12 protein-coding genes are annotated in these 14,507 nt (G+C 38.4%); 6 read left to right on the top strand and 6 right to left on the bottom strand.

Annotated elements, in window-relative coordinates:
• Positions 1–15 precede the first annotated feature (15 nt).
• Entirely contained in the window at positions 16–1,371 is a 1,356-nt protein-coding gene (locus B5X76_RS02045) for a WG repeat-containing protein (protein WP_176140967.1), read from the bottom strand.
• A 185-nt stretch (positions 1,372–1,556) separates the two neighbouring features.
• On the opposite strand from B5X76_RS02045, the gene B5X76_RS02040 reads away from it, so the two are divergent.
• Positions 1,557–2,327, top strand: coding sequence for a DUF3050 domain-containing protein (locus B5X76_RS02040; protein ID WP_079640764.1), 771 nt, complete (start codon positions 1,557–1,559; stop codon positions 2,325–2,327).
• A gap of 194 nt (positions 2,328–2,521) precedes the next feature.
• A complete protein-coding gene (locus B5X76_RS02035; RefSeq protein WP_079640763.1) occupies positions 2,522–3,157 on the top strand; it encodes a peptidylprolyl isomerase in 636 nt (211 codons plus the stop codon).
• 10 nt (positions 3,158–3,167) lie between these two features.
• On the opposite strand, the gene B5X76_RS02030 is transcribed toward B5X76_RS02035, so the two are convergent.
• Entirely contained in the window at positions 3,168–3,989 is an 822-nt protein-coding gene (locus B5X76_RS02030) for a ZIP family metal transporter (protein ID WP_079640762.1), read from the bottom strand.
• 117 nt (positions 3,990–4,106) lie between these two features.
• Between B5X76_RS02030 and B5X76_RS02025 the strand changes: the two genes are divergently transcribed.
• The 3 genes from B5X76_RS02025 to B5X76_RS02015 all read left to right on the top strand — a co-directional run bounded on the left by B5X76_RS02025 (position 4,107) and on the right by B5X76_RS02015 (position 7,374).
• Positions 4,107–4,763, top strand: a complete 657-nt coding sequence (locus B5X76_RS02025; protein WP_079640761.1) for a metal-dependent transcriptional regulator — start codon at positions 4,107–4,109, stop codon at positions 4,761–4,763.
• A gap of 62 nt (positions 4,764–4,825) precedes the next feature.
• Positions 4,826–6,073, top strand: coding sequence for an MFS transporter (locus B5X76_RS02020; protein WP_079640760.1), 1,248 nt, complete (start codon positions 4,826–4,828; stop codon positions 6,071–6,073).
• A gap of 176 nt (positions 6,074–6,249) precedes the next feature.
• Complete coding sequence (locus tag B5X76_RS02015; RefSeq protein WP_079640759.1) at positions 6,250–7,374, top strand: lipid II:glycine glycyltransferase FemX; 1,125 nt, start codon at positions 6,250–6,252, stop codon at positions 7,372–7,374.
• Positions 7,375–7,477: 103 nt separating this feature from the next.
• On the opposite strand, the gene B5X76_RS02010 is transcribed toward B5X76_RS02015, so the two are convergent.
• On the bottom strand, positions 7,478–9,001 hold the full coding sequence (locus B5X76_RS02010; protein WP_079640758.1) for an acyl-CoA dehydrogenase family protein: 1,524 nt from the start codon (positions 8,999–9,001) through the stop codon (positions 7,478–7,480).
• Positions 9,002–9,206: 205 nt separating this feature from the next.
• Positions 9,207–10,073 (bottom strand): helix-turn-helix domain-containing protein, encoded by an 867-nt coding sequence (locus B5X76_RS02005; RefSeq protein WP_079640757.1) that lies wholly within the window; start codon positions 10,071–10,073, stop codon positions 9,207–9,209.
• Positions 10,074–10,371: 298 nt separating this feature from the next.
• On the opposite strand from B5X76_RS02005, the gene B5X76_RS02000 reads away from it, so the two are divergent.
• On the top strand, positions 10,372–12,273 hold the full coding sequence (locus tag B5X76_RS02000; protein WP_079640756.1) for an AAA domain-containing protein: 1,902 nt from the start codon (positions 10,372–10,374) through the stop codon (positions 12,271–12,273).
• Here the strand turns inward: B5X76_RS02000 and B5X76_RS01995 are convergent.
• On the bottom strand, positions 12,243–13,601 hold the full coding sequence (locus tag B5X76_RS01995) for a sensor histidine kinase (protein ID WP_079640755.1): 1,359 nt from the start codon (positions 13,599–13,601) through the stop codon (positions 12,243–12,245). The two genes, B5X76_RS02000 and B5X76_RS01995, sit on opposite strands and share 31 nt — an antisense overlap.
• 238 nt (positions 13,602–13,839) lie before the next feature.
• Positions 13,840–14,478, bottom strand: coding sequence for a YiiX/YebB-like N1pC/P60 family cysteine hydrolase (locus tag B5X76_RS01990; RefSeq protein WP_079640754.1), 639 nt, complete (start codon positions 14,476–14,478; stop codon positions 13,840–13,842).
• Between the last annotated feature and the right edge of the window lie 29 nt (positions 14,479–14,507).

The following is a 14,507-nucleotide window of genomic DNA, read 5'->3' as shown; positions in this document are numbered from 1 at the left end:
AGATTTAAATATTAATTAGTCTTCGGACATGTTAATGCGTTGACCTTTGTTATCGATATAATATATCTCTACAGCATCTGCGTCTTCTGCTACAGCTGCCATATTTTCCGAAAACGTATTAGCAAAAGTAAATTTAAAAGGAATAATCGTTTTACCATTCTCGTCGATATATCCATATTTTCCAGCCTTTTGTGCTAGTATCAAATTACTATCAGTGGATAGAGAGAGGAATTCATATCCTTCACCTATTTTTTTCTTTTGTGCAATGTTGTATAGAACGTATTCCTCATCTACGATGGTGGCAAAATTGGTTTTGTTATAATCAAAAATTAAAGCGTATTCAACGGGAACTATTATTTTTTGGTTTTGGTCAATTAGACCGCTTTTCTCACCAATTGTGACAATAGCCATCCCGTGGTTGAAAAAAGAAATCATATCGTATTTTGCAGGTATAAAGATTTTACCATCTTTATGCAATAAACCGTATTTTTCGCTCTGACCATATAAATACTGTTTTGTATTCTCGTCATAGCTAAGGTATTCATATTTAAATGGGATTAACACTTTGCCATTTTTATCAATTGCACCATATTTGTCGTTTTTATCGATTGCCAGGGCTACGTTATCCTCAGTGAATATGCCAATGTAAGTATACAATGGTTCTATTATTATATTATCAGATTCATCTTTCATTCCGAAGAGTGCTTCAGACTCGTCACTGTACAGAAAACGGTCTTCAGCTAATTGTGTGTTGGCCGCATCTAGTTCTTCACCAGTCATTTCTGTGTAGCTTTCTGGTACTTCAAAATAACTGTTGTCCAGCGTCTCATTTTGTATTTTTTCGGCAACAAATCCATTGCCCCCAACCGTTAGTGATAATACAGCTCCTTTCAGTTGTTTGAAAAACATAAATTCTCCCCAATATAGATTAGGAATATCTTCGGTATACCAGATTTCTATCAAAGTTTGTTCATTATCTTCTGTTCCATAATCTACTTTTACTTGAGCTAGTTTACAATTATAGCCAGCTATTTTTTTCTGTTTTCCAGCGACTAATTCGATAGGCAGAAGTTCTTCTTCCTCTTCCGAATCGGTGTCATTAATAACATATTCCTCTGAATCTGGTATTAATGCAAAGGAAGAATTTTCATTTTTATGGGTGATGTATATAACTCCGCTTAACGCAGCATTGTCCACTCTAAAGTATTCTTTGTTGACCCAAGCAGTCATGAGTGGATTGTTGTTGTCTGTTGTCGTAGCGTTAGATTCTGTCGATACGCGGTAGTCAATACGAAACAACTTCTGGGATTGTGCCCATGCACTTGTGCAGCTTAATACCACTGCTGTAATAAATAAAGTTATTTTTTTCATTTTTAGTTCCATTACTTGCACAAAGATGCTAATAGTTTTATGTATTTTTCATCCCCGATAACAGCTAATTTTTATTGTTCTATGAATCAAAATATTGTGATTAGGGGAGTGTTAAAGAGTTAAAAAGTGGTAATTTAGTTTACTGTTTTTTTTAGCGATACGGCTGCGAATCCCTACTTTTGTGTATGAATAAGATCGAAGAGATTAATGCGTATATCCAAGATGAACGTGCGCAACTATTAGCACATCCGCTATACTCCAAAATTAATAGTATTAAAGACTTACGTCTATTTACCGAAGTGCATGTCTACGCTGTATGGGATTTTATGTCTTTATTGAAAAGTTTACAAGGACGTTTGACATGTACACAGGTACCATGGATAGCTTCGGAGTATCCAAATACAAGATACCTTATTAATGAGATTGTATTGGCCGAAGAATCAGATGAATACATTGACGGGAGAAGATTAAGTCATTTTGAAATGTATTTGGACGCGATGGTTTCAATGGGAGCTGATACATCTGCTATCAATCAATTTGTGTCTGCTATCAAGCGGGGTGAGCAGCTTGGGGGTGCTATAGATCAATTAGAGGCTGATCCACGAGTAAGAGAATTTCTGGAATATACCTTTAATATTATTTTTAACGGAGGAGATCACGAAGTCGCTGCTGCTTTTACTTTTGGAAGAGAGGATCTGATTCCAGGGATGTTTAGTGCTATACTAAAAGAGATTCAAGTTCGTTTCCCCGATACAGATCTAAGAAAATTTATCTATTATTTTGAACGTCATATTGAATTAGACGGTGATGAGCATGGACCTTTAGCAATGCAGATGATTTTGGAATTGGCTGGAATGGATGAAATAAAATGGGATGCTATAAAGAAGGTCTCAAAAGAGGCTTTAAATAAAAGAATCGCTTTATGGGACGCTATTTATGACCGTATTGTTGAATAACAGGCATATCAGAAAGATAACAAAAAAGGTTTTCAAACGGGGAGAATGAAAACCTTTATAACCAATTATAAACCTAAATTATGATAGCACAAATATAGGTGTAATTTGTACACTATGCAAGGCTCTCTGAAATATTTTATTCGAAATGACATATTGCTGACACTTGATCGCTAATTTTAAATTTTATTTGATACATGAGGATAATTCCACTTTTGATATTTATTTTGTTTTCAGCAATATCTCTAACTGCTCAAACCAATCGATTAGTGTTTCAAACGAGATTTGGAGATATTAAAGTCTTACTTTATGATTTCACTCCGAAACATAGGGATTTAATTTTAAAAGCTGTTAAGGATGATGTTTATGCAAGATCTTTTTTTAATCGCGTTATAGCCGATTTCGTCGTCCAAGGAGGGGAGCATGATGTTGATATCGCAAGGAGAGAGGCTGTTAATCTTTCAGGAGTAAAGCCGAGACTAAGTCCTGAGTTTGATGAGAGAGCTTTTCATAAAGTCGGTGCATTAGGAGCTGGAAGAGATGATAATCCAGAAAAAGCTTCGTTTTTAAATCAGATTTATTTTGTTGTAGGTAAAGCTGTCGTGGAAGAAGAGTTGGACCAATTGGAAAAAAAGAAAGGCCATAAGTATACTCAAAAGCAACGGGCAAATTATCTTAAATTCGGTGGACAACCTCGCTTGGATGGAGATTACACCATTTTTGGAGAAGTGTATGAAGGAATGGATGTTCTACTTGAAATCAGTAAATTGAAAACCGATAGCTTAGATTACCCGATGTTTCCTGTCGAATTTAAGATAATAAAGCTAGATTGATTTAATGTTTCTAGCCGCTTAACGCCACATCCAGTGTCATCATTATAATGAATCCTCCTATAAACCCCATTGTGGCCATGTCGGAATTCTTATTCTGTTGTGCTTCGGGAATGACTTCTTCTACAACAACAAATATCATTGCTCCGGCAGCAAAAGCCAATGCGTAGGGTAGCATGGGGGTAAAAGCTGCTACGGCAATTGCTCCCGTAACTCCTGCAATAGGCTCAACAATAGCCGATAGTTGCCCATAAAAAAAACTCTTTCGACGACTCATCCCCATGCGACGTAGCGGCATGGCCACAGCAATTCCCTCCGGAAAATTTTGTAATCCTATACCTATGGCGAGTGCTATTGCTCCTCCGATACTTGCTTCAGGAATACCCGCTGCGACACCACCAAATAATACACCTACAGCTAATCCTTCCGGAATGTTATGTAAGGTAATAGCTAATACGAGTAGTGTTGTTTTTTGCCACGGTGTTTTTATACCTTCTACTTGTTTAAAATTGACATGTAGGTGGGGCAATACTTTGTCTAATACGAACAGGAATGCTGCTCCGGCCAAAAAGCCAATAACCGCAGGCAACACTTTTGTAAATCCTTCGCCATCACTCATGTCTATAGCGGGTATAAGCAAACTCCAGATACTGGCTGCTACCATTACCCCTCCAGTAAATCCGAGCATGCTATCCATAAATTTTTTATGGTTTCCTTTGAAGAAAAATACGAAGGCAGCACCTAAGGCGGTCAACAACCAGGTAAACATAGTTGCATAAAATGCAGCCCATATTGGATTGGTTTGTTCTAAAAGTGAAATAATGGATTCAAACATGACGTAATTTGCTTAACCTGTGTTAATTTATTTTATCAAAAGTAATAAGTTAGATTAGTCTAACAAAATTTTATCAACAAAAATGTTTGTATACTCTAATAATTTGTAGATTTGTGTATGAACACATCCATAGAGGAAAACTATCTGAAGGCTCTATTTATGTTGTCCGCGACAAAAGGGGAGGCAACTGTAAATGAGGTTAGCCGCTTTCTCGATATAAAGATGCCGACTGTTAATAGCATGATGAAAAGGCTCGCAGAAAAAGGGTTTGTCATCCATGAAAACTATAAACCTCTCAAGCTGACAGACCAAGGACGGTTACAAGCAGCGCTAGTAGTTCGAAAGCACCGTTTGACGGAGATGTATTTGGTTGAAAAAATGGGATTTGGTTGGGATGAGGTACATCATATTGCTGAGCAGATAGAGCACATACATGCCCCCGAGTTCTTTAATAAGATGGATGAACTCCTGGGATATCCTACCGTAGACCCACATGGTTCTCCAATTCCTAATAAAGAGGGAGACATCGAAGCTGCTCCTTATTTGAAGCTTAGTGATTGTCAGGTGGGAGATGTGGTCGAATTGATGGCCGTTGGTCAGTCATCATCTTCTCTTTTGAAATATCTTAACACAAGACAGCTGGGATTGGGAGTGATCATTCGTATCGAGGATATCGAGGACTTTGATAAGAGTATGCATGTGAGTTACCTGGAGCGCGAAGCAGTTATGTTGACATCGTTGGTTTGTGATAGTCTTTTGGTAAAAAGGGGGTGAAAAGCTTCCACTAATAATTTCGAAATATTCCTTACTTTTGAGCTTTCAAAAAAGCTTACTCTATGTCAGACGCTTCTATACAATCTCATTTTTCAAGTTACGAAAAAACTGTTATTTTTCTGTTAGCGTTGACGCAGTTTACTGTTGTTCTGGATTTTATGGTAATGTCTCCTTTAGGGGATATGCTTGTCAAATCGATGGATATCAGTGCTTCTTCTTTTGGAAATATTGTATCGGCCTATGCCTATAGTGCCGGTATATCTGGTTTGTTGACAGCAGGTTTTGCAGACAAGTTTGATCGGAAGAGACTACTTGTTTTTTTCTATGTTGGCTTTGTGTTGGGGACCGTATTTTGTGGTTTAGCGGATAGTTATACAACAATAATTACTGCCCGGATTATTACAGGGCTGTTCGGTGGCGTGATAGGCTCTATCTCCATGGCAATAATTGCTGATATTTTTCCATTACAAAAACGTGGTCGTGTAATGGGCTTTGTTCAGATGGGGTTTGGTGCTAGTCAGGTCTTGGGAATCCCTATTGGTCTATACATCGCCAATCATCTCGGATGGGAAGCACCCTTTATGTATATAGCTGCTTTCTCAGCACTAATCCTGATAGGTATTATCATCCTATTAAAACCGGTCAAGGAGCATTTGCAATTGGATCGTGGAAATAGAAATGTGATGAATCATTTGCTAGCCACGATTAAGCGATCAGCTTATCAACGCGGTTTTTTGACTACATCATTGCTCTCATTAGGTGGGTTTATGATGATGCCATATGCCACCATATTTGCCGTCAACAATCTACATGTAGATGATGAACATCTCCCTGTATTATTTATGGTTTCGGGTGTTGTATCGCTGCTATTTATGCCATTAATTGGTAGGATGAGCGACAAAATTGATAAACTTAAATTATTTGGTGTCGGTAGTGTTTGGCTTATTGTCTTTTGTATAATTTACACTAATCTTACAGCCATTCCTTTCTATATGGTTTTGATATTGAATACTTGTATTACAATAGGCGTTCTTTGTCGTATGGTGCCGTCTATGGCATTATTGTCTGCGGTACCGGATAATCATGACAGGGGGGCATACATGAGTATCCAGTCCTCCTTACAACAAATTTCAGGAGGAATTGCAGCTACAATTGCAGGCCTTATAGTTTACCAAAAGACACCAACATCTATGTTAGAGCATTATGATGTTGTAGGCTATGTCGTATCCGTTTGTGTTGTTTTGTCATTATTATTGATGATCGGTGTTGATCGTTATGTAGGAGCAAAAAACAAAACCACGACAAAATAACGTTCTCTCCGTTTACTATCAGGTTTGAAATTGTGATTGAAGGGGTTTTTAACATTCAATCAACAATACGATCTAGTTTTATCCATTATTAATGGATATGTTTGCCACTTTTGGAATATTGATATCGATTATAGTCTGTTCGGTATATTTTATTCCAAATGGAGTAAAAAAGAGACATGATAGCAGATATTCAAGACAAGGAAGTAGAAGAGTTATACAAAACAGGGATTATTCAGCAAACAGCGTATTGGTCAGCAGTTAAGAAATTACAGGGATTACAGTCCAAAGCTTTTAATTTTCAGACCAAGTTGTCTGATTTGTATGTCGATACGGCGGATACCAGTTATTTGATAGGTGACTTATTGGTTATTATACAAGCAATAGATAGAGAGCACTGTATCGCGTATGTACCGTACGGCCCAGAAGTGGAACCATCAGAAGAAAATCAAGGTTATTTCTTAGAACAGCTTTCCGAGAGCCTACGTTCTTATCTACCACAAAATTGTATTATGATTCGGTATGATTTATCTTGGGAATCTCATTGGGCAAAAGATGACGACTGTTACGATCTACATGGCAATTGGTTGGGAGTACCAGATCGACGTATTCAAGAGATGCGACTTAATTTTAATACAACGCATTGGAATCTACATAAAGCGAATACCGACATTTTGCCTTCAAATACTATATTTATGAATTTGAAGAGAGATGATGACTTGTTGCTCGCTCGGATGAAACCTAAGACTCGATACAACATCCATCTTGCCGCCCGCAAGGGAGTCCGTATCCAGTCCCTTGGTTTAGAAAGTATCGATGTTTGGTATGATTTATATCGACAAACGGCCGAACGTAATAACTTTTTTCTTCACGATATTAATTACTTTAAGATAGTACTTTCTGCGCGTGCAAACGATACACTGTCGCCAGCAGATGTATATCTTTTAGTTGCTGAAGTGGATGAAATACCATTGGCTGCGATGTTCTTGGTAGTAGCAGCAAATAGGGGGACCTATCTTTACGGAGCATCGGCAACCGAGAATAGAAATTATATGGCTACATACGCCCTGCAATGGAGAGCAATGCAAATTGCAAGAGAACTAGGGTGTACTGAATATGATTTTTTTGGAGTTGCTCCTCAAGCGGATCCTTCTCATCCTCTTTATGGACTTTATCGATTCAAATCAGGATTTGGAGGGGATATTTATCATCGTTTAGGTTGTTGGGATTATCCACTCGATAAACAAAAGTATCAGTATTACATTTCAATGGAGTTTAAGAACCAAAGCTATCATCTCAGTTGATTTTAAGTTGTTTCAATTTATAATGGCTCGGATATATGAAACAAAGAATGCCTGTAGCTCTATAGCTTACAGGCATTCTTTGTTTTAAGGTCGAATCCAATTGTTATTCATGTATAAAATTTGACCAATCGCTTCCTTCCTCATAATCCATTAATGGATCAGCCTGAGTACCTGCAGACCATTGTCCTGCCAACATGGTCAGGTCCATTTGCATATGCTGCCGTGTTATCTCAGTCATGTCATTGCTGAAACCGAGGTGGTTAGATTGTACCACAAACTGGAAGCACACCACACGCGCAATCATTCTGCCTAATGTAACCATCTGACGTTGTTTCGGTTGATCAGGAAGGTTGATGCTTAATATAGTGCCAAATATTTCAGTGGCATTTTTTGTAAGCTCGTAGCCTTTTAGATATTCGAGTAGATTATTGACTTTGGTTTTGCGCATTATACGAACAATGGCATCAGCAACCTGTGAATACAGCATCTCGTTAGAGCCCTCAAAAATTTGGAAGGGTCTACTGTCCACGACACTACGTCCAGCAATATGATCTAGACGATACCCGTTGGCCCCAGCTAACTGCAATGCTATTTGTGCAGATTCCTGCATCAGATCAGTAACCAATGCTTTTACACTATTGGCGTCGACGGCGTTACCAAATAAGTCTGCTGTTATAGAACTCATGCCGCTACTATAAGAGCACATTGCCGAACATATTGTGTACGCAGCTTGAATGCGGGATAATTGAAACTTTACAGCATCTATCTCGCTTAATGGTTGTCCAGATACGCGTCTCGTTTTACAGTGCAGTAGAGATTCATCCAAAAGACGTTTTATGAATCCCATTCCCATACCTGGAAATTGCAGTCTGCTACGGTGCAATGTATCCAGCATCAATTTGATACCTGTACTTTCTGCAATCAGCTTTTGTTCAGAAGGTACTTTAATATCGATATCATTCAAACCGTACGGAATAGCATACAGGCCTAGGTTATTAAACTTCTTTTGAACGATGATCCTTTGTTCTTCGATACTGTTATCCGTTACAAAGAAATCAATATCTCTAGCCAATTCTCCATTCGCTACAGTTTTGCGGGCCGTAACCAACCAAAAGTCAGCTGCACCCGTCAATCCTTGCCAATGTTTCTGTCCTTTGATGTTGTATATGTCTCCTTGTTGTTCATGGGCGGTGCGCATGCTTAGCGCATCACTACCATAGCCCGGTTCTGTAATCATCAAGCCACCCATTGCTTTATCTTCTAGAAACCGTTTGAATACACTAGGGTGTAAGGAGGGAGCTGCATATTTGGCAAAAGGCTCTAAGAACAAAGCGATGTTAATACCAAACATCAGCGAGAGCGATAGTGACTCATAAGATGCGGCCGATAATATGCCTAGACATTCTTTAACATGTAGACCTCTACCGCCATGTTCTTTGGGGATAGCTACCGATAGGGGGTTCATCGCCATGATCTCACTCAAGAAAGTAGGAGGCAAACCTCTAGACAAGCTGATAGAGTTATAATCATATTCAGTATTGAATAAACTAGACAACCGCTCCTTGAAAGAAGAAATATACACATTGAAGTCTTGATGTACACCGGGTTGCTCTATAAGATTAAGCATAACAAATGTTTTTTAATTGAAAATATGGAGGGACAAATTGGAGCACAAGTCTAGCACAAAACCAAACAGTGTTCTTGCTATTGTTGGTAAGTGTTGGCGTGTGGAATTTCCTTTGTTCCTTCCTTCTATTACAAAAATAGAGGATAATACGTTAAATCATGTGTCTGATCTTGTACTAATACTAGGACAAATCGTGCATGTTTTTTTATTTTGCACTATTGCGATATTCGGTTGGAGATAGTCCTACTACCTTTTTAAAGACACGTGAAAAGTAAGATGGGTCAGAAAAATCCAATTCATAACAGATATCTGAAATACTCTTGTTGGATTCGAAAAGAAGTAATTGACTATGCATAATACATACCTCAAGTATTACTTCCTTCGACGAACTGTTGAAAACAGAAAAAACACATCGGTTTAAATAATTGGTGGAGACGGCGAGTTTGTCCGCATAAAATCCAATATTTTTCTGTTTTTTAAAGTTCTTGTGTACAAGACGTTTGAACATCATCGCTATTTCTTGCTTTCTACTCAGCAGTTTATTGGAAGAAGATAGTTTTATTACTTTCAGAAGCACAGATTTTAACAGACTATCATTAAGTTCCTTATAGGGATGGTCTGCGTAGAGTTCTTTGTGCAGAAGCTTACATAATTGGTGGATATCCCTACTGTCTTCCACCGATAGATTTATAAGAGGGGAGATACTAAATATGTTCAAAATCTCCTGTGCTCTAAAAATCGAAGTCATTGCTGTTTCATTGATTAGGATACAATGTCCCTTTACAGATCTATCTGCAGCCTTTACTGCAGAGATGTTACCGTAGCTACTTATAAGGATAGCAGGAGCCTTCACAATATACTCTTTAGGACCAATCTGATGTGTAAAATACCCTTCCGTCAAGTGTACAAGCAGATTATAACCCAAAAATATAGGAGGAGTAGGAAATTTAATATAGGGGGCAATTTCGCTGAGTTTAAACATTTTAACAGGAAACTGTTTGTGTTTTAGATGTTCCTGACTGCCTATCATGAACCGCTCTACGAATTCATCCGCATTAACTTGTTTTTCCATTTTTTCAAGACTGTTGTATGATCATACAGCCAATAGCTAAAACTAAAAAAACTTTGTCATATATCCATAGTCAGCCATATAAATAATGAGATTCTCAGCCGTTGAAATATAATTGTACGTACATAACCTTTGGGTGCTAAAAAAACTTTCATGATCCACCAGCTGTCGGATCATGAAAGTTCTTGATGTCCATTGAACCGAACGAAGAGACCTTGAAAAGTAATGTCGGATCAATAGTACGGACACTTTCAGAAAAAAGCGGTTAATTTGCAGATATAATAGATAACTACGAGCATTGATGGATTATTTTAAGAACCTAGCAGCTTTATTGCAACAGGAGTTGGCATATGATAGACAACAACATGAATCGTTGCTCGTAGAGCTCGGAGTGAATGCACGTAAATCTTTGGGCGTTTCCTGGTTTCCGGTTCAGATTACAAATAGTGAATTGGGACGAGGAGACTATCTTACTATAACTTTCAATAAGACTACAGACTTAGAAAACGGCCATAAGTTCAGGTTTGGTATGCCTGTCTCGTTGTTCTCTAATCATGATCCCCAAAAGGATCGGATTTCAGGGACTATAGCCTTTGTTAATCAGCATTTGATGCGTGTGTCTTTTCGTACTGAAGAGCTTCCAGAATGGAGTCGCAGGGGAAAACTGGGAATAGACCTGTTATTTGATGAGAATTCTTATCGGGAGATGAATGCGGCATTGGTTGAAGCCGAGTCCCGTGTCAAAGATGTATCCAATGGGCATTTAATACGCCAACTTATAGGAATTGAATCGTTAAACAGTAGATTGAAAGTTCCTTTATTTGAGGATAAAAGTCTCAATGCAAGCCAAAATAGAGCAGTAGCGCAGGTTTTAGCCCAGGACGTACTTACAATACTTCATGGGCCTCCTGGTACAGGCAAGACCACGACTTTAGTCAAAGCCATATATGAGTTTATACAACGGAAAGGACAGCAAGTGCTTGTGGTCGCCCCCAGCAATACAGCTGTTGATGTGTTGTCGGAAAGACTCGATCTAGCAGGATTAAACGTGTTGCGGATAGGTAATCCTGTAAAGATATCTGATCATCTATTGGGGTTGACCTTAGACGAGAAGGCCAATAAACATCAGGCCTATCGAGAAGTCAAGGCATTGAATAAGCAGGCCCGTGCTTATATGGATATGGCCCAAAAATATAAACGTAATTTTGGACGAGCCGAATATGAACAACGCAAAGCATTATTAAACGAAGCACGCAAGATCAGAAAGGAAATCGATAGAGTCCAAGATTATGTAGTCGAAGATATATTGAACAAAGCTCAAGTTATCACAGCGACACTGGTGGGGGCTAATAATCCGCACATTAGAGATAGACATTATAATACCGTTATTATCGATGAGGCTGCACAGGCACTGGAGCCTGCTTGCTGGATACCTATTCTAAAAGCCGATAATTTGATTTTGGCTGGAGACCATTGTCAACTGCCACCTACAGTCAAGTCAAGCCAGGGACAGAGTAATCCGTTGTTTCACACCTTGTTCGAGAAGCTGATCCAATTATATCCCGAGACAGTATCATTCTTGGATACGCAGTACCGTATGAATGAGCAGATAATGGCTTATCCATCGTCTATTTTATATAACAGTATGTTAAAAGCAGATTCATTGGTGTCAGAGTGGACATTACTTGGGGATACTAAACCCATCATTTTCATTGATACTGCAGGAGCCGGGTATGAAGAGTCCGAAATAGAAGGGGCAATATCAAATCGAGAAGAAGCACTTTTTTTGACGAATCATCTTAGTCATCTAGTTTCTGAACTTTCTGATAAATATCATGATGAAACCAGACCAAATATTGGGGTCATTACACCATATCGTGGTCAGGCAACATTATTAAAAGACCTGTTCTCGGAACAGGCAAGTTTGGTCGATAGTCGGATTCAAGTCAATACCATAGATGGGTTTCAAGGACAGGAAAAAGAGATCATTTATATAAGTCTCGTACGTAGTAATGATAGTCAGAATATAGGATTCCTATCGGATATTCGTCGTATGAATGTCGCTTTGACAAGGGCTAAGAAGAAACTGGTTGTGGTGGGGGATAGTAGTACAATAGGTGGGTATCCTTTTTATAAGGGATTTTTTACCTATGTCGAATCAATTGGAGGTTATCACAGCGTTTGGGAGTGGGGAGCTTCGTAAGCCCATTTCTTCTTCGAGTACTGCTGTTCATTTTTTACATTGAAATCATTTTCGGCAGCTGTAGGAGTAGGAAGTCCAACGGTAAATATCGAGCCTTTATTAGGTATGCTATTGATATGTACGATTCCGCAGTTACGTTCGATAAGGTCTTTACACAAAACTAAGCCCAGGCCAGCTCCGGGTTCATCAACTGTGCCGAGCGATTTGCGTTGTATCACATTAAATAGCAAGGCAGATCTTGAGGGATTTATACCTATCCCCTGGTCTTTAATATGCACGAATGTAAAGCTCTGATCCCTTGATGTGAAAATATTGATGTCGCCGGTCACATAGCTGAATTTTATCGCATTACTGATCAGATTACGCAAAATGATGACAAAGTGATCTTTATTAACAATAACCTGTTCCGTGTTTGAAATATTTAAAGTAATATTTAATTGTTTAACAGCTATTTGTTCCTCAAAAAACCTTAAGATATCCTGAATTATTGGTTTGATAGCCACCCGTCCAGGAGGGTTAGAGATGCCTTGCAGACTGCTGCTTCCCCACTGCAAAAGATCATCCAATACTTGGTTTTGTTGAACGATCCGAAGGTGTAGTTGTTGGATGAAATCTGCTGATATGCTGTTGTTCATTACTTGGTCTCGTAGTGCCAATACCATGGTTTCTAAAGAAGCAAAAGGACTTTTGATATCGTGCGCAATAATAGAGAATATTTTTTCTTTGTCCCTATTGATCGCCTGTAGTGTTAGCCGTTGATCTTCAATTTTTTTCATATTGCTGTATATTATCTGTAAGAAAAAATTTACAGAAGCCACGATAAATATCAGCGAACAAATAATGTTGTAAAGTACCCTAACCACAGGTACAGGTTCTTCAAAAGAGTTAACGTTAGGAAAAGTATAGATCAATACTACTGCTGCAGTAACCGCTAGTCCAAAAAAGATATGAGTCCGGCGGTTGTCGTAGAGCAGTGTGGACGATATTAGAATGCACACTAAGAAATACTCAGCACAATTGTGGTAAAGAATAGCCCCCAAAAAGAAGAAGATGAAATTGCTCGTCAGGAGCATTAACTTAGCATGGTTATGTTTACCACGATACTGAAAGAGAAGAACCCCTATGTCACATAATCCATTTGAAAAATTAATCATTGCCAATAGATAGCGCTCTTCGAAAAAGTTGGTGATCGAGAAGAATATTGCTGGGAGAATACATAGCAAAGCAATCATGTTGACCATGTGTGCTCTTTTAAAGTCCATATAGGACATAGACGGGTCGGTACCGATATGCGTTAGCATTTTCCAAGAGTTTCGGATACGTTTCATAGGTCTATCATTCAATTCCCAAAAGTATGGATAAAAACGTGATTATTTGTTTAAGCGATTCGATTGATCATGTAGGTCTTATCGAACGACGCTTGAAGCAATCCTTTTTTTACCAAACCTACATAAATTCGCTTTTACACGCAATACAAATGCAGCGTAATATAAAAATGAACCTCATTCATTTGATTTTCACTACTTGTACAAATAGATAGGTGGTTTTAAGAGAGATACAATCGGATTACTTTTTATAATAAAGAGTAGCTACACGATGTAGTTTTGGACTGCTCGCCATGCCGTTAGGATTGCATCCTAGCTCTCCTTCAGGAATTTTTAATCCCAGTTTCGTATAAAAACTTATCCAAAACTCATCAAAATTACCCGTCTTAGGATTCTTAAAAGTCATAGGTTCCAGATTAAATAGTTTGATATGTCTGAAGGCCCGTTCTACAAAATCCGAACAATAATAGGAACTATCATTCAGTTTATAGCTCCAGTTATAAGGCTTCCCCAGCATTTGATTCGCTTTTTTTATTGCCTCAGGAATAGCGTTATCGTACTTATGGTCTATCCGGTATAAGACATATAGTTGTTCCTTATCTAGGCTGTCCAAAGGTTCTTTTACAGAACCTTTTTTACTGCTTGCATGGAGGATATAGGGGACGCCTTCTTTTATTTCTATTAACCCTACATGATCAAAAGAAATGCTATCTGTTTGTTGTGTGACCCTATTGATCGCGCCAGAGAGATTTTTAGATTCAGCGCCGACAAAGAGAAGATCACCTTGGTATATAATAACTCCTTTATAGAATACACTGTTTTGTGCGTGTAGCATCAGTATATGGAATATTAATGCGAGGAGGATCGTTACTTTTTTCATTTCAATTGCTAAGGTATCAAAATAAATGA

Source organism: Sphingobacterium nematocida (genome assembly GCF_900168125.1).
GTDB classification, from domain to species: domain Bacteria; phylum Bacteroidota; class Bacteroidia; order Sphingobacteriales; family Sphingobacteriaceae; genus Sphingobacterium; species Sphingobacterium nematocida.
The sequence above is the reverse complement of the archived record's forward strand: the minus strand, read 5'-3'. Positions and strand labels throughout refer to the sequence as shown.